At 70.5% G+C, this 23,878-nt stretch carries 21 protein-coding genes; 12 read left to right on the top strand and 9 right to left on the bottom strand.

The window, feature by feature from the left end; genetic code table 11:
* Window positions 1-58: 58 nt before the first annotated feature.
* Both Adu01nite_RS05510 and Adu01nite_RS05505 read right to left on the bottom strand, forming a co-directional pair.
* Window positions 59-5,278: an Ig-like domain-containing protein gene (locus Adu01nite_RS05510; protein ID WP_203725412.1), complete on the bottom strand. Its 5,220-nt coding sequence runs from the start codon at window positions 5,276-5,278 to the stop codon at window positions 59-61.
* Between the two features lie 40 nt (window positions 5,279-5,318).
* Window positions 5,319-5,456, bottom strand: a complete 138-nt coding sequence (locus tag Adu01nite_RS05505) for a hypothetical protein (RefSeq protein WP_203725411.1) — start codon at window positions 5,454-5,456, stop codon at window positions 5,319-5,321.
* 111 nt (window positions 5,457-5,567) lie between these two features.
* Between Adu01nite_RS05505 and Adu01nite_RS05500 the strand changes: the two genes are divergently transcribed.
* Together Adu01nite_RS05500 and Adu01nite_RS05495 are read left to right on the top strand one after the other, a co-directional pair.
* On the top strand, window positions 5,568-7,367 hold the full coding sequence (locus tag Adu01nite_RS05500; protein WP_203725410.1) for a glycerol-3-phosphate dehydrogenase/oxidase: 1,800 nt from the start codon (window positions 5,568-5,570) through the stop codon (window positions 7,365-7,367).
* Window positions 7,364-7,720, top strand: coding sequence for a DUF4031 domain-containing protein (locus Adu01nite_RS05495; RefSeq protein ID WP_379130637.1), 357 nt, complete (start codon window positions 7,364-7,366; stop codon window positions 7,718-7,720). The genes Adu01nite_RS05500 and Adu01nite_RS05495 overlap by 4 nt, the downstream gene beginning before the upstream one ends.
* Here Adu01nite_RS05495 and Adu01nite_RS05490 read toward each other — a convergent pair.
* Window positions 7,617-8,249: an HD domain-containing protein gene (locus Adu01nite_RS05490; protein ID WP_203725409.1), complete on the bottom strand. Its 633-nt coding sequence runs from the start codon at window positions 8,247-8,249 to the stop codon at window positions 7,617-7,619. The genes Adu01nite_RS05495 and Adu01nite_RS05490 overlap by 104 nt on opposite strands.
* A gap of 127 nt (window positions 8,250-8,376) precedes the next feature.
* Here Adu01nite_RS05490 and Adu01nite_RS05485 point away from each other — a divergent pair, with 127 nt between their 5' ends.
* Window positions 8,377-9,543 (top strand): FUSC family protein, encoded by a 1,167-nt coding sequence (locus Adu01nite_RS05485; protein ID WP_203725408.1) that lies wholly within the window; start codon window positions 8,377-8,379, stop codon window positions 9,541-9,543.
* 68 nt (window positions 9,544-9,611) lie between these two features.
* Window positions 9,612-11,237: a PrsW family intramembrane metalloprotease gene (locus Adu01nite_RS05480; RefSeq protein WP_203725407.1), complete on the top strand. Its 1,626-nt coding sequence runs from the start codon at window positions 9,612-9,614 to the stop codon at window positions 11,235-11,237.
* On the opposite strand, the gene Adu01nite_RS05475 is transcribed toward Adu01nite_RS05480, so the two are convergent.
* Window positions 11,228-11,590, bottom strand: a complete 363-nt coding sequence (locus tag Adu01nite_RS05475) for a GroES family chaperonin (protein WP_203725406.1) — start codon at window positions 11,588-11,590, stop codon at window positions 11,228-11,230. The genes Adu01nite_RS05480 and Adu01nite_RS05475 overlap by 10 nt on opposite strands.
* Window positions 11,591-11,725: 135 nt before the next feature.
* Between Adu01nite_RS05475 and Adu01nite_RS05470 the strand changes: the two genes are divergently transcribed.
* The gene (locus tag Adu01nite_RS05470) at window positions 11,726-12,982 is read left to right on the top strand and encodes an AI-2E family transporter (RefSeq protein WP_203725458.1); all 1,257 of its coding nucleotides are present in this window, start codon (window positions 11,726-11,728) and stop codon (window positions 12,980-12,982) included.
* Between the two features lie 47 nt (window positions 12,983-13,029).
* Here Adu01nite_RS05470 and Adu01nite_RS05465 read toward each other — a convergent pair whose 3' ends face one another.
* The 5 genes from Adu01nite_RS05465 to Adu01nite_RS05450 all read right to left on the bottom strand — a co-directional run bounded on the left by Adu01nite_RS05465 (window position 13,030) and on the right by Adu01nite_RS05450 (window position 16,373).
* A complete protein-coding gene (locus tag Adu01nite_RS05465; RefSeq protein WP_203725405.1) occupies window positions 13,030-13,359 on the bottom strand; it encodes a DUF1416 domain-containing protein in 330 nt (109 codons plus the stop codon).
* A gap of 2 nt (window positions 13,360-13,361) precedes the next feature.
* Entirely contained in the window at window positions 13,362-14,210 is an 849-nt protein-coding gene (locus Adu01nite_RS05460) for a sulfurtransferase (RefSeq protein ID WP_203725404.1), read from the bottom strand.
* Between the two features lie 163 nt (window positions 14,211-14,373).
* Window positions 14,374-14,451 carry an Ms5788A family Cys-rich leader peptide gene (locus Adu01nite_RS48810; protein WP_369076807.1) on the bottom strand — a complete coding sequence of 26 codons (78 nt, stop codon included), beginning with the start codon at window positions 14,449-14,451 and terminating at the stop codon, window positions 14,374-14,376.
* Between the two features lie 70 nt (window positions 14,452-14,521).
* Window positions 14,522-15,259: an LmeA family phospholipid-binding protein gene (locus tag Adu01nite_RS05455; protein WP_239132155.1), complete on the bottom strand. Its 738-nt coding sequence runs from the start codon at window positions 15,257-15,259 to the stop codon at window positions 14,522-14,524.
* A 121-nt stretch (window positions 15,260-15,380) separates the two neighbouring features.
* Window positions 15,381-16,373: a hypothetical protein gene (locus tag Adu01nite_RS05450; RefSeq protein ID WP_203725457.1), complete on the bottom strand. Its 993-nt coding sequence runs from the start codon at window positions 16,371-16,373 to the stop codon at window positions 15,381-15,383.
* Window positions 16,374-16,676: 303 nt separating this feature from the next.
* On the opposite strand from Adu01nite_RS05450, the gene Adu01nite_RS05445 reads away from it, so the two are divergent.
* From Adu01nite_RS05445 to pstB, 7 genes are all read left to right on the top strand, one after another.
* On the top strand, window positions 16,677-17,393 hold the full coding sequence (locus Adu01nite_RS05445) for a winged helix-turn-helix transcriptional regulator (protein ID WP_203725402.1): 717 nt from the start codon (window positions 16,677-16,679) through the stop codon (window positions 17,391-17,393).
* An 11-nt stretch (window positions 17,394-17,404) separates the two neighbouring features.
* The gene (mshD, locus tag Adu01nite_RS05440; RefSeq protein ID WP_203725401.1) at window positions 17,405-18,265 is read left to right on the top strand and encodes a mycothiol synthase; all 861 of its coding nucleotides are present in this window, start codon (window positions 17,405-17,407) and stop codon (window positions 18,263-18,265) included.
* A gap of 29 nt (window positions 18,266-18,294) precedes the next feature.
* A complete protein-coding gene (locus Adu01nite_RS05435; protein WP_203725400.1) occupies window positions 18,295-19,563 on the top strand; it encodes a chymotrypsin family serine protease in 1,269 nt (422 codons plus the stop codon).
* A gap of 206 nt (window positions 19,564-19,769) precedes the next feature.
* Window positions 19,770-20,864 carry a phosphate ABC transporter substrate-binding protein PstS gene (gene pstS, locus Adu01nite_RS05430; RefSeq protein ID WP_203725399.1) on the top strand — a complete coding sequence of 365 codons (1,095 nt, stop codon included), beginning with the start codon at window positions 19,770-19,772 and terminating at the stop codon, window positions 20,862-20,864.
* A 42-nt stretch (window positions 20,865-20,906) separates the two neighbouring features.
* Entirely contained in the window at window positions 20,907-21,977 is a 1,071-nt protein-coding gene (gene pstC / locus Adu01nite_RS05425) for a phosphate ABC transporter permease subunit PstC (RefSeq protein WP_203725398.1), read from the top strand.
* A complete protein-coding gene (pstA, locus tag Adu01nite_RS05420) occupies window positions 21,974-23,059 on the top strand; it encodes a phosphate ABC transporter permease PstA (protein WP_203725397.1) in 1,086 nt (361 codons plus the stop codon). Before pstC ends, pstA begins: the two co-directional genes overlap by 4 nt.
* Window positions 23,060-23,071: 12 nt before the next feature.
* A complete protein-coding gene (gene pstB, locus Adu01nite_RS05415) occupies window positions 23,072-23,848 on the top strand; it encodes a phosphate ABC transporter ATP-binding protein PstB (RefSeq protein WP_203725396.1) in 777 nt (258 codons plus the stop codon).
* Window positions 23,849-23,878 lie beyond the last annotated feature (30 nt).

Below are 23,878 nucleotides of genomic sequence, written 5' to 3'. Positions count from 1 at the left end.
TAGGGACGACGAAGAGCAGAACGGGTGCAGCCGATATCTCGCCAGGTAACCGTAAAAGTCAGGCTTTCTGAGGTCTGGGCCGTCCGGGCAGGCCTACCCAGTAGATGACCCCGCCGACGGCGATCGCGAGTAGGCCGGCCCGGAGCAGGACCAGAGCGTCGCTCCCGGTGATCGGCAGGGTGGCCAGTTCCCGGACGTGGATCGTCACCGTCGTCGTGGCCAGGCCGCCGCGCCCGTCCGCGATCGTGTAGTCGAAGACGTCCTCGCCGTCCTGATCGGTCTGGTAGAGCACGGTGTCGTGGGCGCCGGCCCGGATCGAGCCGTGCTCGGCCTTGCCGAGCTTGACGATGGTGACCGGGTCGCCGTCCGGGTCGCTGTCGTTGAGCGTGGGTCGCAGTTCGACGGTGTCGCCGGCCGCCATGGTGACCGTGTCGGCGTCCGCGATCGGTGGCTGGTTGGCGATCGGCGGCTCGGTCACGGTGACGATGACCGAGGCGGTGGCCACGTTGCCGTCCGCGTCGACGGCGTCGTAGGTGAAGGTGTCCACGCCGGTGAAGCCCGGTTCGGGGGTATAGGTGACCGTCCCGTCCGCGTTCAGCGTCGCGGTGCCGTGCACCGGCTTGCCGACCGTGATCACGGTGACCGGGCGGCCGCCCTGCTCGGTGCGCGGCAGCGGCACCTTGACCGAGCCGCCCGGCGCGGCGGTCGCGGCCCGGTCCGGCACCCGGGGCGGTGCGCCGACCGCCACGGTGACCTCGGCGCTGGTGCGGTGCCCGTTGTCGTCGCGGGCGTCGTAGCTGAAGGTGGCGACCCCGCCGAAGCCGTCCGGCGGTGTGTAGGTGACGGTGTCGGCGGTGGAGCTGGTCGTCCCGTTGTCGGGGGCGGTGACCGACACGATGGTCAGGGTGCCGGCCGGGTCGAGATCGTTGGCCAGCACCTTGACGGTGATCGGTGTGCGGTACGGGGTGCTCGCCCGGTCGGCCACCGCGACCGGGGTGCCGTCGCTGATCAGGACCGTGACGGTCGAGGCGGAGACCCCGCCGTGGCCGTCGTTGATCCGGTACGGGAAGTTGTCGCGCCCGGTCCAGCCATCTTTCGGGATAAAGCGAACTTTGTTGGTAGAAATGGTCGCGGTACCGTGCGCCGGCGTGCCCACCGACTCGATGGTCAGCGTCTGCCCCGGGTTCGGGTCGTCGTCGTTGGCGAGCACGTCCACCACCAGGGTCCGGTCGCCGAGCCCCGCCGCCTGGTCCGGCCGGGCCTCCGGCGCGGCGTTCGCCACCTGGACGCTGACCTGCGCGGACGCGGTGTTACCGATCGGGTCGCGGATGGTGTAGCCGAAGGTGTCGGTGCCGAAGAAGCCGTTGTCCGGGACATAGCCGACGGTGCCGTCCGGGTTGATCAGCGCGATGCCGCCACCCGGGTCGGTGACCGCGGTGACGGTGAGCGTCTGGGCCTCCGGGTCGCTGTCGTTGCCGAGGACCGGGATGTCCACCGGTGCCGCCGAGCCGGTGGTGGCGGTGTCGTCGACGGCCCGGGGCCGCCCGTCGATGGTGATCGTGACGTCGGCGGTGTCGGAGCGGCCGAGGTCGTCGGTGAGCACGTAGGTGAAGCCGTCCGGGCCGATGCTGCCGGCCGCGGCCCGGTAGACGACCGTCCCGTCGGCGGCGATCGCCCGGGTGCCCTTGGCGACCGGCCCGGCCGAGGCCACGCTGAGGTGCTGCCCGGTGTTCGGGTCGGAGTCGTTGGCCAGCAGGTCGAGCGGGGTTGGCACGTCCGGCCGCACCCGGAAGGTGTCATCGGCGGCGACCGGCGGTGCGTTGCGCACGGTCACCGTGACGATCGCCGATGCGGTGAGCCCGGCCGGATCGCGGATCGAGTAGAGGAACGAGTCGACGCCGTAGAAGCCGGTGGCCGGGGTGTAGGTGAGCGTGCCGTCGTGGTTGTCGACGACCGTGCCGTGCCCACCGGTGCCCACCACGTCCAGCGAGATCGGATCATGGTTCGGGTCGCTGTCGTTCGACGCCGGCGTGACCATCACGGCCGTGTTGGTGTCGGTGGTGACCGTGTCGGGCCGAGCCACCGGCGCCGTGTTCACCGCGGTGACCGTCACCGTCGCGCCGACGATGCCGCCGTGCCCGTCGTCGAGCCGGTAGTGGAACGTGTCCGCGCCGAACCAGCCGATCGCCGGGGAGTAGGTGATCCGCCGGTCGGCGCCGACCGCCGTGGACCCGTGGGTGGGCGGCGAGTCGACGGTGACGGTGAGCGGATCGCCGTTCGGATCGTCGTCGTCGTTGGCCAGCACGGCGATCACCACCGGGGTGCCACCGGCCGCGGTGGCGGCGTCGGCCCTGGCCACCGCCACCCCGTTGGCCACGACGACGGTGACGGTCCCGGTGTCGGTGCCGCCCTTGCCGTCGTCGATCGTGTAGGTGAAGGTGTCCGTCCCGGAGAACGCGACGTCGGGGAGGTAGGTGAGCTCGCCGGTCGTCTCCCGGGTGACCAGGCCGTGTGCCGGGTCGGTGGTGCCGGAGATCCGCAGCGGGTCGCCGTTCGGATCGGTGATCCAGTGCAGCGGGTCGATCGTGACCGCGTCCCGGTAGCCGGTGGTCAGCGGGAAGTCCGGCGCGGCCGGTGGCGCGTTGGCCACGGTCACCGTGACGGTGGCCAGGGCGGTGCCGCTGTTGCCGTCGTCGATCGTGTAGGTGAAGGTCGCGTCCCCGGCGAAGCCGGCCGGCGCCGTGTAGAGGACACCGCCCGGCAGGTAGGCGACCGTGCCGTGGTCGGCCGCCCCCACCCCGGTGACGGTCAGGTGGTCGCCGTTCGGGTCGGAGTCGTTGAGCAGCACCTGCAGCAGGTGGCTGTTCGCCCCGGCGGGCGCGGTCAGCACGTCGTCGGCGGCGGTGGGCAGCGCGTTGGCCACGTCGACGACGACGGTCGCGGTGCCGGTGCCGCCACGGCCGTCGGTGATCGTGTAGTCGAACGAGGTCCGCCCGTGGAACGTCGAGGTGGGCGTGAAGGTGACCGAGTTGCCGGTAAAGGTGACGACGCCCTCGGCAGGAGCCGGCTGGGTGATCCCGGTGACGGTGAGCGTGTCGGCCGGGTTCGGGTCCGAGTCGTTGCCGAGCACGGCCAGCGTGACCGGCGTGTTCCAGTAGGTGCTCCGCGCGTCGTCGACCGCGGTCGGCCCGGCGTTCGCGGTGGTCACGGTCAGGGTCGCGGTGGCCGTGCCGCCGTACGGGTCGCTCACCCGGTAGGTCAGCGGGTCGGCGCCGGCCCACCCGAGGCCGGGCGTGTAGGTGATCGACTGGTCGGCCTCGACCAGGGCCGCGCCGTGCGCGGGACCGCCGGTGATCGACACCGTCAGGGTGTTCCGCGCATCGTCCGGGTCGGCGTCGTCGTCGAGCACCGGCACGGTCACCGGAACGCCGTTGGTCGTGGTGGCGGTGTCGGCGACGGCGACCGGCGGCGAGTTGACGGCGAGGGTGGCGGTGGCGGTGTCGTTGCCGGCGCTGCCGTCCGCGCCGCTGCCGTCCGCGGCCAGCGAGGCGACCGCGCCGGCCGCGGCGGTGCTGTCCACCAGCGCCGGGATCGGCACGCTCGCCGAGCTCCCGGCGATCAGCGGGCCGAGCGCGCAGGTGATCTCCTGGCCGGCCGCGGTGCAGCCGCCGGGCAGGGTGCCGGGGGTGATGCCGGCCGGCAGGGTGAGCACCGCCTTCGCGGCCGGTTCGAGATCGCTGCCGGGCACGTTGGCGACCGTGGCCATGTAGGTGACCGTCGCCGGGGTGGCCGCCCGCTGCACGAACGCCGGGCTGACCGCCAGGGTGGCGGCCCGGTCGGCATGTGGCTGCAGCACCGGGGTGGCCACCGATCCGCCCAGCGCGGCGACCGCGACGCTGGTGGTGTGCCCGGAGTAGCTGACATTCACCAGGTTGGTGATCGCGTAGCCGGCCGGGGCGCCGACGTCCACGGTCACCCGGAACGTGACGTACGCCGTGCCCAGGTAGGGGATGCTCCCCAGTTTCCAGTTGGCGGTGCCCGCGCTGAACCAGCCGTCGTCGTCCCCGGTCGCGTCGGTGACGCCGCTGCCCCGCACGGTCAGCGAGCCGGGCACATAGGTGGTGTACGGCGGCACCGCGTCGGCCAGCGCCAGGTCGTCGGCGGTGTCGCTGCCGTCGTTGCGGACCGCGATCCGGTACTCCAGGACGTCGCCCGGCAGCAGATCCCCGCCGTTCACGTCGGTGCCGGTCGTGGTCGTGGTGATCTTCGGGGCGTACAGATCGATGCTGAACGTGAGCACGCCCGGGTAGTAGGCGTCGCCGGCCGTGGTCAGGGTCAGCGTGGTGGACAACTGGCCGTTGCTGAACAGGCCGCTCGCGTCGACCTGGTCGACGTCGAAGCCGAGCGTGTTCGGATAGCCCGGGTCCCGGTCGGTCACCAGGCCGCCGGACTCGCTCACCGTGCTGTTGAAGAAGTTGTTGGCGAGGTTGGCGGTGTCGTGCACGGCCTGGCCGTCGACCTGCAGGCTGTCCCCGGGAGTGCCGAGGTCACCCTCGTAGGCGACCGTCCCGATCTTGGCGTGCACGGTGCCGGCGTGCGGCGTCTCGAAGCCGGTGATCGGAATGTTCAGCGTGCCCGAGTCGATCTTGCCGAACCCGTCGTAGATGCGCAGGCTGCGCATGTCCTCGGCCGGATTCCGGTACGCGATGGCCAGCGCCCACCCGGCGTACTGCCCGGCGCCGACGGCCGCCTGGATGTTCGCCACCCCGTACACCCCGTTGCCGGCCATCAGCGCGGTCACGTCGGCGAAGCCCTGATAGTTGCCGCCGCTGGCGTAGAGGCTGGACGAGGTCACCGGCTGCCACCCGGCAACGGCCGGGGTGCTGAGCAGGACCTGGTTGCGGGTCGCCGCCGACGAGTTGGCACCCCAGTAGAGGCCGGCGAAGAGCACGGTGCTGCCCGGCGGCATGGTGATCGTCGCGGTGCTGTCGTTGAAGGTGGCCGAGCTGCCGTCCGCGTCGGTGTAGACCATCGCGAAGTCGTTGTTGTTCAGCGTCGCGCCGGAGGCGTTCCGGGCCGGGCCGCAGTTCGCGTTGGCGGTGGGGCAGGTGAGGTTGCTGTTGCCGCGCAGCAGGATCGACCCGTTGGCGTTGACGTCGAACCGGCTGGTGAACGGCGTGGTGATGGACGCCGCCGTCGCCTGGGTAGCGAACGTCGTCGCCGCCAGCAGCAGCGCGAACGCCACTACCAGGGCCGCAGTTATCCGGTGCGCCCCCACATCCGGAGACTAGGGAGTGAGTCGGGCGTGGCGCGGCGTTTCAGAGTTGTTTGCGGTACAGGAAGAACACCCGCTCGACCCGGGCGCCGACCGCCGCATCCAGCGCGCTCCGGCACAGAGTGATCACGGCGGGCAGGTCGTCGTCGGTCAACTCGGAGATCCAGAACTCGCTGTCCACAACCGCCGAACCTATCGGACCGTCTCCACAGCGTTACCCGCGGTGCCCGGGTGAACGCCCGGTGGATATTTCCTCCGCATGGGTGACACCCGCTAGCGCTACGTTGGTTGAGTGCGCGATCCCTCCGTCTCCCGTTACGCGGCCGGCCGACTGTCCCCGATCCGCCGGGTCGGTGACCTTCGGCGTCTCCGTGACGAGCAGTTCGACGTCCTGGTCATCGGCGGTGGGGTCACCGGCGCCGGTGCCGCCCTCGACGCCGCCTCCCGCGGGCTCAAGGTGGCCCTCGTCGAGGCCCGTGACCTGGCCGCCGGCACCTCCAGCCGGTCCAGCAAGCTGATCCACGGCGGCCTGCGTTACCTGGAGCAACTCGAGTTGCACCTGGTGCACGAGGCCCTCACCGAGCGCGGGCTGCTCTCCACCCGGCTCGCGCCGCACCTGGTGCGCCCGGTGCCGATCCTGGTGCCGCTGCCCGCCGCCAACCCGGCCGCCCGGGTCTGGCACCGCGGCTACTACGGCCTCGGCGTGGCCGCCTACGACGCGTTCGCCGGCATCTTCGGCACCGGCCGGGGCATGCCGCTGCACCGCCACCTGACCCGGGACGGTGCCCGGCACCTCTTCCCGAGCCTGCGGGCCGAATCGATCAGCGGCGCGATCCGCTACTACGACGGCCAGGTCGACGACGCCCGGCTGGTGGTCAACCTGGCCCGCACCGCGGCCAGCCTCGGCGCCGCCGTGGTGACCAGCGCCCGGGTGGTCGGCTTCGTGCGTGAGGCCCGCCAGGTGGTCGGCGTCCGGGTCCGCGACCTGGAGTCGCCCGACTCGCCGGAGTTCGAGGTGCGGGCCCGCACGGTGGTGGCCGCCACCGGCGTGTGGAGCGACGACATGTCGCGCATGCTCAGCGACGTCGGCGTCCGCCCCGGCCTGCGGGTGCGCGCCTCCAAGGGCGTTCACCTCGTGGTGCCCCGCTCGGCGATCACCGGCGACGCCGGCCTGATCCTGCGCACCCCCACCTCGGTGCTCTTCGTCATCCCGTGGGGCGGGCATTGGATCATCGGCACCACCGACACCGACTGGAAGCTCGACCGCTCCCATCCGGCCGCGTCCGCGCGCGACATCCGCTACCTCCTCGACCAGGTCAACACCGTGCTCGACCGGCCGCTGACCACCGATGACATCGAGGGCGTCTACGCCGGCCTGCGGCCGCTGCTCTCCGGCGAGGCCGACTCCACCTCCAAGCTGTCCCGCGAGCACGCCGTGTTCGAGCCGATGCTCGGCCTGCTGCTGGTGGCCGGCGGTAAATACACGACCTATCGGGTGATGGCCGCCGACGTCATCGACCGGGCGGTGCGGCGGCTGGGTGCGTCGGCACGCCCGTCGCGCACCGATCAGCTTCCGCTGCTCGGCGCGGACGGCTACGCCGCCGCCTGGCGGGATCGACAGGACACGGCTAGGCGGCACGGCGTCACCGCCGGGGTGGTCGAGCATCTGCTTGAGCGGTACGGAACCCTGACCGTGCACCTCCTCGCGATGATCGAGGCCGATCCGGCGCTGGCCACCCCGCTCACCGGCGCTCCGGAATACCTGGCCGCCGAGATCGCCTACGCGGCGCTCGCCGAGGGCGCCCTGCACCTCGACGACGTGCTCACCCGCCGCACCCGGATCTCGATCGAGACCGCGCATCGGGGCACCGAGTCGGCCGCCCACGCCGCCGAGATCATGGGCAACGCGCTGGGCTGGGACAAGGCGGTGCGCGAGCGGGAGGTCGAGCACTACCTGGCCCGGGTGGCGGCCGAGCGGCAGTCGCAGACCATGCCCGACGACCTGACCGCGGACGCGGCCCGGATCGGCGTGCCGGACGTCCGTGGCTTCGCCGCCGACCGCGGGGTCGACCTGCTGCAGATCGACCTTTGATCCTCGTCGACGAGCCGCTCTGGCCGGCCCGCGGGCGGCGGTGGTCGCATCTGGTCAGCGACCTGTCCTACGCGGAGTTGCACGCGTTCGCCGAGATGCTGGGCGCGCCGCGGCGCGCCTTCGACCGGGACCACTACGACATCCCGGAGCAGCGGTTCCGCAGCGCGCTCTGGCTCGGGGCGACCCTGCTGCCGTCCCGTGAGCTGGCCTTCCGGCTCCGGGCAGCGGGTCTGCGCCGCCCGAAGCACCTCAGCCGCTCAGCTCCCGTTCCAGGTTCGCCCGCGCCTTCGATTCCCACTGCGCGCGCAGCGGCTCGAGACGGTAGATCGTCGGAAGCTCCAGCAACGCCTTGAGGACCTGGGCCCGGCCGTCCTTGAACGCGTCGTCGGGCACGTGCGCGTACTCCCGCCGGATCGCCGCGGTGTACGCCGCGTACGCCTCGTCGTCACTGGCCAGGATGGCCAGGTCGGCGTCGCAGAGCAGTTCGCCGTCCGGGTCGTCGTCGCCGGTCGCGTGCCCCGCGGTCAGCCCGACCAGCCGGGCCACGTCCGAGGCCACCTCGTCCGGGACGCCGAGGGTGGCGAGCAGGCCGCCGGCGAACTCGGCGCTGTCCCGTTCGTTGGCGTCGCCGAGCGCCCGCGGGTCGTAGACCGCGTCGTGCATCCAGGCCGCCAGCAGCACCCGCTCCGGGTGCGGCGCCAGCTCGGCATACCGGCCGACCACATCGAGCACCGCCGACAGGTGCGCCACCGTGTGGTAATGCCGTTGCGGCTCCGCCCAGCGGGAAAGCAGATATTCACCGGCGGCGTCCAGATCGGCGTCATCCGCGCCCGCACCGGCTTGCCTGGCCGCTGCCCGAAACTCATCCACGAGAGAGGTCACTGCGTCTCCTTGTACGTGCCCTTCTGGCCCTCGCCTGCGGCCTGGGACCGCAGCTTACGGAGCTGCCGCTCGGTGCAGGCGGTCACGTGCGCCAATCGTGGCACGCGCGATCAGTAGGGTCGTGACCATGACGTCCGCACTGGCCCGGCTCGCTACCGGGTCTCGCACCGGGCTGGCCGCCGGTCTGCACCGGGTGCGCGGCGGCCTGATGCTGGCCGTGCAGGCCGGCGTGGCCGCGGCGCTGGCCTGGTTCGTCGCGCACGACGTCATCGGCCGCACGGTGCCGTTCTTCGCGCCGATCGCCGCGGTCATCACGCTCGCCTCCTCGGTGGGCCAGCGTGCCCGCCGCACGATCGAACTGGTGGTCGGCGTCGCGATCGGCATCGGCATCGGCGACGCGCTGATCCTGCTGATCGGCACCGGCCCGTGGCAGATCGGCCTGGTCGTGCTGCTCGCCATCCTGGTCGCCACCGCGGTCGGGGGCGGCACCCCGCTGGTCGTGCAGTCGGCCTCCTCGGCCGTCCTGGTCGCCACCCTGACCAGCACCACCAGCCTGCCCTGGACCCGTTTCTTCGACGCGCTGGTCGGCGGCGGCGTGGGCCTGGTCGTGATGACCGTGCTGCTGCCGCTCAACCCGCTCAGCGTGGTGAAGCGGGCCGCCGAGCCGGCGCTGCGGGCGCTCGCCGACGGCCTGCACGAGGTCGCGGCCGCGCTGGCCGACCGCGACCCGGACGCGATCGGAGTGGCGCTGGCCCGGTTGCGCGCCGCCGAGACCACGTTCGCCGCGTTCGCCGCGGCCGGCACCGCGGCCAGCGAGAACGTCGCCTTCGCACCGGCCCGGTGGCGGAGCCGGGGCGCCCTCGCGCAGTACGTCGACGGCGCCAAGGAGGTCACCTACGCGCTGCGGAACGTCCGGGTGCTGATCCGGCGGGTCGGCACGGCGCTCAGCGACGAGGAGCCGCTGCCCACGGTGCTGGCCACCGCGGTCGGGCTGCTCGGTGACGCCGTCGACCTGCTGCGCGCGGAGTGGGCCAAGGGCGCGGAGCCGCTCGCGGCGCGGGAGCGGGCCCTGCGCGCGGTCACCGAGGTCGCCAAGGCGTACGACGAGGGGGTCGGCTTCTCCGGTGGGGTGGTGGTGGCCCAGGTCCGCAGCACCGCGACCGACCTGCTGCGCGCGGCCGGGGTCGACTTCGCCGAGGCGCCCCGGCTGGTCCGGCGCGCGGCCGGCTGGCACAACCGCCCGCGGGTCACTCGCCGCCCGGGCCGCCGCCCACCGGCTCCAGGGCACGCCTGACCTGCTCTTGATCGCCGAGCGTCGCTGCGGGGGCGCCCGCTCCGCCCGGGGTGACTACGCTGGCTGACATGGCCGACGTTTCGCCGGGCGGGCCGCCCGACCCTTACGCCGTGGCGTACGCGCCGCCGCCCTCGCCCGACGTCGTGCCGCCCGGCGGGATCCCGGTGTTCGTCCCGGTCGGCCGCAAGACCGGCTGGCAGCGCTGGCTGCCGATGGCCCTGGTGATCAGCGGCCTCGGCCTGGCCGCCGTCGCCATGCTGTTCTTCCTCGGCGTCGACATCGGCATCGCCGGCCTCGCGGTCGGCCTGACCGCCGCCGTCCTGCCGGTCCCGCTGCTGGTGGCGAGCTTCATGTGGCTCGACCGCTACGAACCCGAGCCGATCCGCTACCTGGCCTTCTGCTTCGGCTGGGGTGCCGCGGTCGCCACCGGGGTCGCGCTGGTGGTCAACACGTTCGCCTCGATCTGGTTCGACAAGTGGGGCCTGCCGGACGCCCTGGTGGCGGTGCTGGTGGCGCCGTTCATCGAGGAGTCGATGAAGGCGCTCGGGCCGGTGCTGCTGAGCTGGCGCCGCCGGGCCGAGTGGTCCGGCATCACCGACGGCATCGTCTACTGCGGCATGTCGGCGATCGGCTTCGCCATGGTGGAAAACATCCTCTACCTCGGCAAACACGGGTATGCGACGGGCGTCGAGGAGTACGGTCCGGCGACCGGCCTGCAAAACCTGTTCCTGATCTTCATCGTGCGGATCCTGTTCACCGGCTTCGCGCACCCGCTCTTCACCTCGATGACCGGCATCGGCCTCGGCATCTCGGCCCGCTCCGGCGACCGCCGGGTGCGCTGGCTCGCGCCGATCGCCGGCCTGCTGCTGGCGATGATCCTGCACGGCACGTTCAACCTGCTGCCGACGCTCTCGGTGAGCCTCGGCCAGCCGCTGATCATGCTGTACGGCTATCTCGGCTTCATGGTGCCGTTCTTCTTCGCCGTGGTCGGCTTCGCGATCGCGCTGCGCTCCTGGGAGGGCCGGCTCACCGAGCGGGTTCTGCCGCTCTATGTGCGCACCGGCTGGTTCTCGCCGCCCGAGGTGGCGGCGCTGGGCAGCCTCGGCCGGCGGCACTCGGCCCGGCAGTGGGCGAGCCGGGTGGCCGGTCCGTTGGGCGCCAAGGCGATGCGTAACTTCCAGTTCGCCGCGACCCAGTTGGCCCTGCTGCGCGACGGCATGCAGCGCGGGCTGCACGCGACCCCGATGGGCCGCTATCAGGACCTGGCGGAGGAGCACCGGCTGCTCACCGACCTGCACACCTACCGGGCGGCGTTCACCGCGAAGGACCCGGCCACGCCGCCGGCCTTCTGGGACGGCGTCAACTACCAGCTGATGTTCCCGGACGGCGTGGCCCGGACGGTCGCGCCGCCGGAGAGCCCGGTGGTGCCGGTCCCGGTCCGGATGGCACCCGCCTACAACCCCTACGCCGCCACGCCGTACGGCTACGGCCAGCAGCCGTATTCCGCGCCGCCGGCCTACCCGCCGGTCCCCGGCTACGGCCGGCCGAGCTACGGCGGATACCGCGGCTATCCCACCCCGCCGAGCTACCCGAGCTATCCGGCCGCGGCCCCGCCCGTACACCCGCAATCGCCGCAGCTCGCGTGGCAGCCACCGCAAGCGGAGGCACCCAGCGGCTGGCCTGATCAGAGGTAGAGGCCGGTGCCGTCCGGCTCGACGCGGCTCGCCGCGACCGCATGCACATCGCGCTCGCGGAGCAGGACGTAACCGCGGCCGTGCAGCTCCACCTCGGAACGGTCGTCGGGGTCGAAGAGGACCCGATCGCCCACCACGATCGACCGCACGTTGGGCCCGACGCCCACCGCCGTCGCCCAGGACAGCCGCCGGCCGACGGATGCGGTGGCCGGGATGACGATGCCGGCGCTGGATCGCCGCTCGCCCTCGCCGCCGTCCTGACGAACCAGCACGCGATCGTGCAGCATCCGGATCGGGAGTCCGGCCTCGGTACGGGTGTCCGTGCTCACGCCTGCTGACGGTACGCCGGGCATTCCGGCCGCCTGCGAGCCGGTCCGGATGGTTTTGCCCGCGGTGCGGGAGGGAACTTTGGGGCGCCCGGCTACTACGGTGGTACGGCGTGCCGCTTTGGTGCCGTTACGGCAAGGGGGGTTGGCCGGTTGAGCCGCCTGCAGCGTGTCCGGAACAACTTGCGCAAGGCCTATGACTCGGGACGTGAATCGGTGCGCCAGGCCCGGGCCGACGAGGTGGCGGTCGATGGGCCGACCATCGACGACGATTTCAAGCCGCCGCCGCGCGAATACGAAGCGGTGCACGACTCGACGACCAGCCGGGACGACGCCGAGGTGCCGCATTCGCTGCGGATCGCGGCCGCCTGGAGCTGGCGGCTGATCGTGGTCGGCGTGATCGGCTGGGCGCTGCTGCACTTCGTCGCGATCGTCAGCATCGTGGTGGTGCCGCTGGCCATCGCCCTGCTGCTCTCGGCCCTGCTGGCGCCGGCCGTGACCTGGCTGCTCAAGCTGCACCTGCCCCGGTCGCTGGCCACCTTCCTGGTGCTGATCTGCGGGCTCGGCGCGGTGGCCGGCACGCTCACCCTGGTGATCAGCCAGTTCGTCGACGGGGTGTCCGAGCTGACCGCGAAGGCCAGCGACGGCATCCGGCAGATCCAGGACTGGGCCCGGACCGGCCCGCTGCACCTGTCCGACGACCAGGTCAACAAGGCGATCGACCAGGGTCAGACCTGGGTCAACGAGCACACCTCGCAGCTGACCTCGACCGGCATCGCGACCGCCGCCACCCTGTTCGAGGTGGTGGCCGGCATGCTGCTGGTGCTGTTCTCGCTGTTCTTCTTCCTGCGCGACGGACGCAAGATCTGGCGGTTCATCGTCCGGCTGTTCCCGCTGAACGCGCGCTGGTCGCTGGCCGACGCCGGCGACGCGTCCTGGGTGACGCTGAGCGCCTATGTGCGGGCGACCGTGCTGGTGGCGTTCATAGATGCGGTCGGCGTCGGCATCGCGCTGGTGATCCTGCACGTGCCGTTCGCGTTCCCGCTGGCCGCCCTGGTGTTCCTGGGCGCGTTCATCCCGATCGTCGGGGCGAGCGTGTCGGGCGCGGTGGCGGTGCTGGTCGCGCTGGTCGATCAGGGCTGGGTGATCGCGCTGGTGGTGCTGGGCGCGGTGATCCTGGTGCAGCAGGTGGAGGGGCACGTGCTCCAGCCGCTGATCATGGGCCGGGCGGTGGCCATCCACCCGCTCGTCGTGATCATCGGGATCGCGTGCGGGGCCACCCTGGCCGGCATCATCGGCGCGCTGGTGGCGGTGCCGCTGATCGCGGTGCTGAACACGGGTGTCCGGCGGCTGGCCCGGCGCCGGCCCGAGGTGCCGGCCGACGCGGTGGTCGTCGGCGGCGGCGGCTCGACGACATAGAAAGGGCGGGACCCGATCGGGTCCCGCCCTTTCTTACAGAGCGCGGGTCAGGCGGCGGCCACGCTGAGCGCGACCTCGTTGACGCCACGGGTGACGTCGATCGTCAGCTCACCGTTGCCGGCCCGGCTCAGCGCCCGCAGGGTCCAGGACCCCGGTGCGGCGAAGAACCGGAACACGCCCTCGGGCGAGGTGACGACCTCGGCGGTGAACTCACCGGACGAGTCGAGCAGGCGAACGTAACCGCCGCCCACCGCCTCGCCGTCGGCGTTGCTCACGATGCCGGTGATGACGGTTTCCTTCTCCAGGTCGACGCTCGCGGGGAGGGGAGCGGACTGGTCGGGGGCGGCACAACCGGCCGCGATGTTCGGAGACGTCATGGTCACGCCTTTCCGGGTTCGTCGCCGAGCGCGATCGGCACACCGATGAGCGAGCCGTACTCGGTCCACGAACCGTCGTAGTTCTTCACGTTCTGCTGGCCGAGCAGCTCCTTGAGCACGAACCAGGTGTGCGAGGAGCGCTCGCCGATCCGGCAGTACGCGATGGTGTCCTTGCTGCCGTCGAGGCCGGCCTCGCCGTAGATCTTGCCGAGCTCCTCGTCGGACTTGAAGGTGCCGTCCTCGTTGGCGGCCTTGCTCCACGGCACGCTGAGCGCCGTGGGGATGTGGCCGGCCCGCTGGGACTGCTCCTGCGGCAGGTGCGCCGGGGCGAGCAGCCGACCGGCGAACTCGTCGGGGCTGCGCACGTCGACCAGGTTCTTCACGCCGATGGCCTGGACGACCTCGTCACGGAACGCGCGGATCGACAGGTCGGGCGCGGCGGCCTGGTAGCTGGCCTTGGCGCGGGTCGGCACGTCCTTCGAATACGGACGGGCGTCGAGCTCCCACTTCTTGCGGCCGCCGTCGAGCAGCACGACGTCCCGGTGGCCGTAGAGCTTGAAGTACCAGTACGCGTACGCGGCGAACCAGTTGTTGTTGCCGCCGTAGAGCACGACCTTGTCGTCGTTGCCGATGCCACGCTCGGAGAGCAGGGCGGAGAACTGCTCCTGGTTGACGAAGTCCCGGCGGACCGGGTCCTGGAGGTCCTGCTTCCAGTCGATCTTGACGGCGCCGGGGATGTGGCCACCGTCGTAGGCGGTGGTGTCCTCGTCGACCTCGACGAAGACAACGCCCGCGGCGTCGAGGTTCTTCTCGGCCCAGTCGGCCGAAACGAGTGCGGTGTCGCGACTCATCGGTTCACTCCCTTGGTGAGGTGAGAGATGGGGGAGAGTCAGCGCACGAGGGTTCTGTCGCACCCCGCGCGGGACCCATGGAAAGTTGGGACTCGGGCTTGTGCGACGGCGCCACTGCCGGGCGATGGGAAGGAGCTAAGAATTGCTCAGCACAGTGGCCCCGTCAGATGACGGGGCAACACAGGCACGCGGCCACGCGGCACAGGTCGACCGCGCGCCTTTTCGTGAGCAAGGGGCTCATGAGATTGGACCCTACCAGCGGTTCCAGACCACGGAACAGCCTCGACCACCATCCGGGATCGAGTCGGGGGTCACAGGCCACTCGAGTTGAGCGCCACGTCCGACGCGCCGGCCGTCACCCGAAGGCCCTCGGCGGTCGGTTCGACCTTCTGAACGGTGAGTTTGAGCGGCAGCGCCGGAACCCGAAGATCAAATGCCAACTTATTGACGTACGAGTTGATCAGGCCCTTGACGAGCGCGTTGTCCGGCAGACCCTCGGCCGTCACATCGCTGAAACGCACCTGGACCACGTTTCCGCTCTTCACCGTGAACGCCGCGGTGCCGGTCACGGTGAAGGTCTGGCCGAGCGCCTGCACCGGCGCCGTACCGGTCAGCTTGCCGTTCTTGGCGGCCAGCTTCACGCCCGGCTGGCCGACCAGCTCGACGAGCTGCGGATAGTCGATCAAACCGGAGCCGGTCACCGAACCGGCCACGATGTTGCCGTTGCCGGAGCGGATCGTGTCCAGCGGGGCGGCGACGTCCTTGGCGCGTACGTCCAGAAGCTTCATCTTGATCGTGCGGTCGTTGCCCGCCGGGCCGGAGAAGTTGGCCAGCCCGATCTTGATCTCGTCGTAGTGACCGCGGGCGACCTGGGTCAGGAAGGGGAAGCCCTCGACCGTGACGTCCGGCTTCTCGCTGGTCGCCTTCTGGTTGGCGACCTGCTCGGCCACCTTGTCGCTGATCATGCGCTCGGCGTAGTTCTTACCGACCCGGTCGGCCACCGCCGCCAGGCCCGCCACGATCAGCAGCAGCACGATGAGTGTGATCAAGAGGCGCCGTCCCCACCGCCGTCGCGGTCGGACTCGTTCGCCGTACACCTCGGCCACGGGGCCTCCCGCCATCCATCGACTGTGGTGGACCGTACATGCCCGCCACCAATAGGTGGCGAAACTACTGCAGGTACCAATGAGTCAGCGCATACGCCGCCGGAGCGGTCAGCGCGAACGCGCCGAGCGGGCCCTGCATGTGCCGGGCCAGCCACAACGTGGGCGCGTCGCCGGCCAGCCGCCGCCCGGCCTCGCCGAAATTGACCGCGAGGTCGACCAGGTTGGCGATCACCGCGGCGATCAGGCCGATCACCGCGCCCTTGGCCGGCGTGAACGGCAGCACCAGCACGCTGCCCAGGGCGGCCGACGCCAGCGTGCCGAGCATCGCGCCGAGCACCACGCCGGTCGCGCCCCGCGGCACCTGCGGCGCGATCCGCGGCTTCGGGAAGATCGCGTCGGTGGCCCGGGCGACCAGCAGCGCCACGCCCGCGCCGGCGGCGCAGACCACGATCGTCTGGGTGCCGACGGTCTGCCGGGTGAGCAGGACCGGGATGGCGTACGCCACCACGCCGGCCACGATCACCAGGGTGGTCCGCCAGGAATCGGTGACCCGTTTGCGGTCCACCGCCCGGAACAACTGCCCGACCACGGCCGCGACGAAGCCGCCCAGGGTGATCAGTACGAGCGGGAACAGCCCGGCCGGAGTCGTCGACACCGCGAAGTAGTCGGCCACCACCGCGACCGCCACGCAGACGCCGGCCGTCGCCCAGACCGACGGCGGGTGCAGCGCCATGATCCAGGCCAATAGATAGAGGAGCTGCACGCCGAAGAGGACGATCGCGTACGGCCAGCGGTAGTCGGGCGCCGACGTCTGGGCGCCCAGCGCGAGACCGAGGCCGAGAAGGGCCGCGAACCCGGCGATGGCCAGCGACAGCTGCCGCCGGACCGGGACGACCTGGATCTCCTCGAACTCCTCCTCGTCCTCGGCGTCCGGCTCGGCGCCCGCGGGGGGCTCGGCATCGGGCACCGCGCCGTAGAAACCGGCTGGTGGTCGGCCCGGGCCTGAGCGCGCGATCTCGCGCGAGGCGTCGGGCTCCCAGGGGTCTTCCTGCGGCATGGAGGGGAACACGCCTGCGATGGTGCCAGACCCGGATAGCGGCACCTAATTACTCGAGGCCCGCGTGAGCGCTCCACTCGGGTAAAAGGCTGGTTACGAATCGGCCGTTCGGACACCTTACGAGCGTTCACTACATCACTTGCTCACACGATGAGGGCGCTCACCCCGATGCATCGGTTAAGGTAACGCCAGCCCACCCGTCGGTGACGCCGGGGAAACAGTCCTCCGGGAGCGGTTCGTTCACACACGACCGTGACCGGGTCACCCTAGCGGCCGCTAGTGCCGCCAAGGACGGAGGTGAGTGTGGAAATCCTTCTGTTGGTGACAGCACGTGCCGGCGAACCATCTGCCGTGCTGCCCGCGCTGGATCTGCTTCCCCACTCCGTACGCACCGCCCCTCGTGACGTCCGCACACTGGTGTCCGGGCCCAGCCCCGACGCCGTTCTGGTGGACGCCCGTTCCGAGCTCTCCGAGGCTCGCGCCACGTGCCGCATGCTGCACGCGACCGGCATCGGCGTCCCGCTCGTCGCGGTGGTCACCGAGGCCGGCCTGATCGCGCTGAACGCCGACTGGGGTGTCGACGACGTCATCCTGGCCAGCGCTGGTCCGGCCGAGGTCGAAGCCCGTCTGCGCCTGGGCGTCGGCCGGCTCAACAACGCGACCGCCGGAGCCGGCGGCTCGATCCGGGCCGGCGAGCTCAACATCGACCCGGACACCTACGCGGCCAAGCTCAAGGGCCGCCCGCTCGACCTCACCTACAAGGAGTTCGAGCTGCTCAAGTTCCTGGCGCAGCACCCCGGCCGGGTCTTCACCCGCGACCAGCTGCTGCGTGAGGTCTGGGGCTACGACTACTTCGGTGGCACCCGCACGGTCGACGTGCACGTGCGTCGCCTGCGCGCCAAGCTGGGCGTCGAGCACGAGTCGATGATCGGCACCGTGCGCCAGGTCGGTTACAAGTTCGTCGTGCCGCCGACCGGCCGCCAGCTCCCCGACAACGAGCCGGTCTCGCTGCCGGTCTGAGTGTTCCTTCGATGACGATGATCCGGTCCACGGACCGGTTGACAGCCGCCGAGGTGGCCGACGTTCTGGCGTTGGCTGCCTCGGCGGAGCTGTCGGACGGGGTCTACCCCCTGTCCGAGGATGTCGTCCTGCGGGTCCGCAACGGCGGCGGCCGCCATCTGCTGTCCTACGCCGACGACGCGCTGGCCGGGTACGCCTTCGTGGACGATTCCGGCGAGCTCGTGGTCGCCCCTGATTTCCGGCGCCAGGGCCACGGCACCGCCCTGCTGGCCGCGGCCGGCGACGGCCCGCTGGCGTTCTGGGCGCACGGGGACGAGCCCGGCGCCCAAGTTTTTGCCGAAAAAAACGGATTTGTCCGGGCACGTGTTCTCTGGCAGATGCGCCGTTCCCTCACCGACTTCACCGCCGAGTCCGTGCTGCCCGAGGGCGTGACGATCCGCGCGTTCAGCGTCGGCCACGACGAAGAGGCGTGGCTCGGCGTCAACTCCCGGGCCTTCGCTCACCACCCCGAGCAGGGCCGCTGGACCCTCGACGACCTGCGCCTGCGCGAGGCCGAGCCGTGGTTCGACCCGGCCGGCTTCCTGCTCGCCGTCGACATCGAGGACACCCTTGTCGGCTTCCACTGGACCAAGGTCCACCCGCCGTCCGGCGACGACCCGGCCCTGGGCGAGATCTACGTGCTCGGCGTCGACCCGGGCGGCCACCGCAAGGGCCTGGGCGTCGCGCTGAGCATCGCCGGCCTGCGCCACCTGGCCGACGCGGGCCTGACCCAGGCCCAGCTCTACGTCGACGAATCCAACACCGCCGCGGTCAATCTCTATCGCAAGCTGGGATTCGCGGTCTACAAGACCGACGTCAATTATCAGCGCTGACCACCTTTTCCTCTGGTGGGGTGGATGCCATGAAGGCATTCGTGCTCGGCGTGGCCGCGATCCTGATCCTCGGAGCGGCGGGCCTGCCGCCGAAGGATCCGGCACCCACCAAGAGCGGGCAGGGCGTTCCCGAGACCACTGACGCCTACCGGCTGATGCTGGCCGCGCTCGGTGCGGACGGGATGCGCAACCAGGAGGACCTGAACGACTTCAAGACCTGGCTGATCACCCGGCCGGGCGTGGTCGAGCAGGGCTTCTACGAGTCCGCGGTCAGCATTCCCGACCGGCGGATGACGCTGCTGTGGAACGGCATCTCGGACCTGCAGGCGCAGGCGGTGGCCGAGGGGGCCCGGCGCGGACTCGACATCGTCGTCAAGCCGGTCGGCTACACCCGGGCCTCGATCGAACGCGCCATCGCCTCGCTGCTCGACCCGGCCAACGCCGCCCAGCTGGGCGGCCTGCAGGTGACCTCGGTGGCCGGCCCGACGCTGGCGAACGACCAGATCACCGTGGCGGGCGTGCTGCCCGGCCGGCGAGCCGTGGCGGTGAAGGGGCGGAGAGTCGTCCCCGGGCACCCCACCGTCCCGTACTCGACCCGCTCGACCGACACCGGCGCCAAGAACGCGGGCGGGATGATCCGCGGCAGCTCGGGCGCCGGGTGCACGAGCGGCTTCGCGATCCGGCTGGCCGGCTTCACCTGGACCACCACCGCCCGGCACTGCACCGACGGCGACTGGTCGGCCTACGACCTGGACACGCCCGAGTCCCGATACGGCGACGTGCACACCGTCGACGCGGGAACCGGTAACCGGGTGCTCGCCGGGGACGGTTACTACTGGGTGTTCGACGGCGCGTGGGACAACGCCAGCGGTTACCACCTGACCGTCAACGGCCTCGCCGATGTTTCCGAGGGGAGCTCGGTCTGCAGCAGCGGCGCCAACTCGGGCGTGCACTGCGACCTGATCGTCGAGAACACCATGGTGACCTTCAACGACGGGTTCGGAACCTTCTCGTCGATCCGGGTGCACGCCCGGTCCGGGATCGCCGGCGCCCGCGGCGACAGCGGCGGCCCGATCCTCATCCCGTCCTCGGACGGGGTGAGCGCCGCCGCGGTCGGCATGCTGCAGGGCAGCCAGGAGCCGCAGCTGACCGACTGCGGCCCGATGCGGATCGCCGCGACGTGCTCGGAGTGGATCGAGTTCACCAGCGAACGAACGTTCCTCGCCAACATCGGCGCGACCCTGTTCACCGAGTCCCACGCGTCACGGGACGGACAAGGCGGGATCTCAGGGCGGTAAAGGTGACTGCAAAATGTAGGATTTTTCGGACTTCAGTCACCGGGTTCACGGAACGGACAACTCGGGCTCAGGAGAAAGCAAACTTGAAGTGCGTACGTGTTCACCGCGCGTTCATTTGTGGCCGGGAAACCGGCTACCTGGCCCTCTTAGCTTTCGGGGTGTGCCGATGAGATCGGCGCTGCACCTCACCCCGAAGGGAAATTTTCGTGAAGCTCCAGCGGTCCGGTTACCTCGCCGGTATTGCTTTGACTGCAACGCTCGCGCTTGCCGCGTGCGGGTCGGACAACACCACCGAGCCGAGCGGGAGCGACAACTCCGCCGCGGCTGCGAACTGTGGGTCCGGCAGCCTGACGGCACAGGGCTCCTCGGCCCAGAAGAACGCCATGGACGAGTGGATCAAGAAGTACAACGCGCAGTGTTCCAGCGCGAAGATCGACTACCAGGGCACCGGCTCCGGCGCCGGCATCCAGGCCTTCATCGCGGGCACGGCTGACTTCGCCGGCTCCGACTCGGCCCTCAAGGACGACGAGCAGAAGCAGGCCGACGCCAAGTGCGCGACCGGCCCGGCGCTGAACCTCCCGATGGTCGTCGGCCCGATCGCGGTCGTCTACAACGTGGACGGCGTCGACGGTCTCCAGCTGGACGCCTCGACCATCGCCAAGATCTTCGCGGGCAAGATCACCAAGTGGGACGACCCGGCGATCGCCGCGCTCAACAGCGGCGCCAAGCTGCCGTCGATCGCGATCCAGGCCGTGCACCGCTCGGACGAGTCGGGCACCACCGACAACTTCACCAAGTACCTGAGCAAGACCGCCGAGACCGACTGGACCTTCGGCAACGCCAAGGCCTGGAAGGCCCCGGGCGGCACCGGCGCGGCCAAGTCGGACGGCGTGGCCAGCCAGGTCAAGAGCACGGCCGGCACGATCTCCTACGTCGAGCTCTCGTTCGCCGAGAACAGCGACCTGCAGACCGCGAAGATCAAGAACGGTGCGGGTGAGTTCACCGCGCTGACCGGCGAGAGCGCCGGCAAGACCATCGAGGGTGCCAAGATCACCGGCACCGGCAACGACCTCAAGATGTCGATCGACTACGCCACCACCACCGCCGGTGCGTACCCGATCGTTCTGGTCACCTACGAGATCGTCTGCAGCAAGGGTTCCGCCAAGGCTGCCGACATCAAGAACTTCCTCACCTTCACCTCGAGCACCGGCGGCCAGTCGGCGCTGAGCGACCTCGGCTACGCCCCGCTGCCCGCCTCGGTCCAGTCGAAGGTCGCGGCCTCGGTCGCCACCATCAGCTGACCTGCGGAAACTAATCCCTCCGAGACGACAGCGAGCGAGCAGATGGGTGACTACCCCTCCAGCTCGACGAACGCCAGCGCCGGCGGCTCGGGTGTGACAGGACGTCACGCCCGGCCCGCCGGCACCGGCGTTTCGCCGAGTAGTTACGACGAACCCCCGATCGGCGGCGGTGGCGCCCTTCCCAAGAAGTCCCGGTTCTCGATGGAGGCCGGGTTCCGTGGCCTGTCGACGGGGGCCGGCGCGATGGTGCTGGTCATCATCGTGGCGATCGCGATCTTCCTGATCTCGAAGGCAGCTCCGGCGATCAGCGCCGACACGGTGAACTTCCTGACCTACAAGCAGTGGTTCCCGAACGACACCAACCCCAACTTCGGGATCGCGGCGCTGGCCTTCGGCACGGTGCTGTCCTCGGTGATCGCCCTGCTCGTCGCGGTGCCGATCGCGCTGGGCATCGCGCTGTTCCTCTCGCACTACGCCCCCAAGCGGCTGGCCAACCCGCTCGGCTTCGTCATCGACCTGCTCGCCGCCGTGCCCAGTGTGGTCTTCGGCCTCTGGGGCCGGGACGTGTTCATGGAGCCGGTCCGCGACTTCTCGGTCTGGCTCAACAAATACTTCAGCTGGATCCCGCTCTTCGGCGGCGACGGCCCGTTCGGCCGGTCGATCCTGCTCGGCAGCCTGGTGCTGTCCATCATGGTGCTGCCGATCGTCACCTCTCTCTCCCGCGAGGTCTTCCAGCAGACCCCCGGGATGAACGAGGAGGCCGCCCTCGCTCTGGGCGCCACCAAGTGGGAGATGATCCGCACCGCCGTCCTGCCGTACGGCAAGCCCGGCGTGATCGCCGCGGTGATGCTCGGCCTCGGCCGCGCGCTCGGCGAGACGATTGCCCTGGCGCTGACCCTCGGCACCGTCTTCAGCATCTCGTTCAACATCATCGAGAACGGCGGCAACTCGATCGCCGCCAACATCGCCAACACCTTCGGCGAGGCCAACGCCACCGGCCGCGGCGCCCTGATCGCCTCCGGTCTGGTGCTGTTCGCCATCACCCTGGTGGTCAACATGGCGGCCCGGGCGATCATCTACCGTCGTCGCGAGTTCCGGGACAGTGCCGCATGAGTCTTCTGGACAGAGAGCTTCCCGGCGTCGCCATGACGCCCGACAACATCCGGACGCAGAAGCTGCCGCTGGTCGCCAACCTCGGCGTCGCGCTCGCCGCGGTCGTGGTCTCGGCCGCGCTCGTGCTCGGCCTCGGCCTGGGCAACTGGGTGCTCGTCATCGTCCTGTCCTGGGTCCTCTACCTGGTCGGGCTGCTCTACGCGGCCGGCCGGGTCGAGGGCCGTCGCGCCGCCCGTAACCGGGCCTGGCAGTCGCTGATCTACTCGGCCTGCCTGCTGGCGATCCTGCCGCTCGCGAGCGTGGTCTGGACCCTGGTCTCCAAGGGTGCCAGCCGGCTCGACGGCAACTTCTTCGGCACCTCGATGAACAACATCGGTGCCCGCGACGCGAACGGCGGCGCCTACCACGCGATCATCGGCACCCTGGAGCAGGTCGGCATCGCCGCCCTGATCGCGGTGCCGCTCGGCGTGCTCGGCGCGATCTACCTGGTGGAATACGGCCGGGGCAAGTTCGCCGGCACGGTCCGGTTCTTCGTCGACGTGATGACCGGTATCCCGTCGATCGTGGCCGGCCTGTTCATCCTGTCGTTCTGGGTCCTGATCGTGAGCCCCTGGTTCAACAACGGGCAGCCGCGCTTCTCCGGCTTCGCCGCCTCGCTGGCGTTGTCGGTGCTGATGTTGCCGACGATCGTGCGGTCCACCGAGGAGATGCTGCGCCTGGTGCCCGGCCCGCTGCGCGAGGGCGCCTACGCCCTCGGCGTTCCGCAGTGGAAGACGATCCTCAAGATCGTCGTGCCGACCGCCCTGCCCGGCATCGTCACCGGCGTCATGCTCGCCATCGCCCGCGCGGCCGGCGAGACGGCACCGGTCCTGCTGGTTGCCGGCGGCGCCGCCGCGATCAACTTCGACCCGTTCACGGGCAACCAGTCCTCGCTGGCGCTCTACGTCTACCAGCAGGCCGGCGACGCCTCGAAGTACGCCCCGGCGCGAGCCTGGACGGCCGCGTTGACGCTGGTCGCGATCGTGCTGATCCTGACCATCGCCGCCAAGATGCTCGCCCGTCGCAACAGTTTGACCCGTTAAGAGGTGTCCCCCATGGCCAAGCGCATCGAGGCGAGCAACGTCTCCTCCTACTACGGCTCGTTCAAGGCGATCGACAGCATCTCGATGACCGTCGAGCCCAAGACGATCACCGCCCTGATCGGTCCGTCCGGCTGCGGCAAGTCCACGTTCCTCCGGTCGATCAACCGGATGCACGAGGTCCTGCCGAACGCCCGCATCGAGGGCCGGCTGACCATCGACGAGCAGAACATCTACGACCCGGACGTCGACGTCACCGCGGTCCGGCGCCTGATCGGCATGGTGTTCCAGCGCCCCAACCCGTTCCCGACGATGTCGATCTACGAGAACGTGGTGGCCGGCCTCAAGCTCAACGGCGTCAAGAAGAAGTCGCTGCTGGACGACGCGGCCGAGCAGTCGCTGAAGTCGGCGAACCTCTGGAACGAGGTCAAGGACCGGCTCAACCGGCCCGGCGCCGGCCTCTCCGGCGGTCAGCAGCAGCGTCTCTGCATCGCCCGCACCATCGCGGTCGAGCCGCAGGTCGTGCTGATGGACGAGCCCTGCTCGGCGCTCGACCCGATCTCGACGCTGGCGATCGAGGACCTGATGTTCAAGCTGAAGGACCGCTTCACGATCATCATCGTCACGCACAACATGCAGCAGGCGGCGCGGGTCAGCGACAAGACCGGCTTCTTCTCGATCGACAAGACGGGCGACCCCGGCCGCCTGATCGAGTACGACGACACCCAGAAGATCTTCAGCAACCCGACGCAGAAGAAGACCGAGGACTACATCACGGGTCGCTTCGGCTGAGCCTTCGCTGTTGGTTTTTCTCACGACAGG

This window comes from Paractinoplanes durhamensis (assembly GCF_016862175.1).
Lineage (GTDB): Bacteria > Actinomycetota > Actinomycetes > Mycobacteriales > Micromonosporaceae > Actinoplanes > Actinoplanes durhamensis.
Note: the sequence above shows the minus strand (reverse complement) of the source record. Positions and strands in the feature narration are given on the sequence as shown.

Bases quoted from the DNA above. Each gene is read 5' to 3' on its own strand.
- Adu01nite_RS05485 (WP_203725408.1), top strand. From the start codon at position 8,377: ATGACGTCCGCACTGGCCCGGCTCGCTACCGGGTCTCGCACCGGGCTG.
- Adu01nite_RS05480 (WP_203725407.1), top strand. From the start codon at position 9,612: ATGGCCGACGTTTCGCCGGGCGGGCCGCCCGACCCTTACGCCGTGGCG.
- Adu01nite_RS05475 (WP_203725406.1), bottom strand. From the start codon at position 11,590: ATGCCCGGCGTACCGTCAGCAGGCGTGAGCACGGACACCCGTACCGAG.
- Adu01nite_RS05465 (WP_203725405.1), bottom strand. From the start codon at position 13,359: ATGACGTCTCCGAACATCGCGGCCGGTTGTGCCGCCCCCGACCAGTCC.
- Adu01nite_RS05460 (WP_203725404.1), bottom strand. From the start codon at position 14,210: ATGAGTCGCGACACCGCACTCGTTTCGGCCGACTGGGCCGAGAAGAAC.
- Adu01nite_RS48810 (WP_369076807.1), bottom strand. From the start codon at position 14,451: ATGAGCCCCTTGCTCACGAAAAGGCGCGCGGTCGACCTGTGCCGCGTG.
- Adu01nite_RS05450 (WP_203725457.1), bottom strand. From the start codon at position 16,373: ATGCCGCAGGAAGACCCCTGGGAGCCCGACGCCTCGCGCGAGATCGCG.
- mshD (WP_203725401.1), top strand. From the start codon at position 17,405: ATGACGATGATCCGGTCCACGGACCGGTTGACAGCCGCCGAGGTGGCC.
- Adu01nite_RS05435 (WP_203725400.1), top strand. From the start codon at position 18,295: ATGAAGGCATTCGTGCTCGGCGTGGCCGCGATCCTGATCCTCGGAGCG.
- pstC (WP_203725398.1), top strand. From the start codon at position 20,907: ATGGGTGACTACCCCTCCAGCTCGACGAACGCCAGCGCCGGCGGCTCG.
- pstA (WP_203725397.1), top strand. From the start codon at position 21,974: ATGAGTCTTCTGGACAGAGAGCTTCCCGGCGTCGCCATGACGCCCGAC.
- pstB (WP_203725396.1), top strand. From the start codon at position 23,072: ATGGCCAAGCGCATCGAGGCGAGCAACGTCTCCTCCTACTACGGCTCG.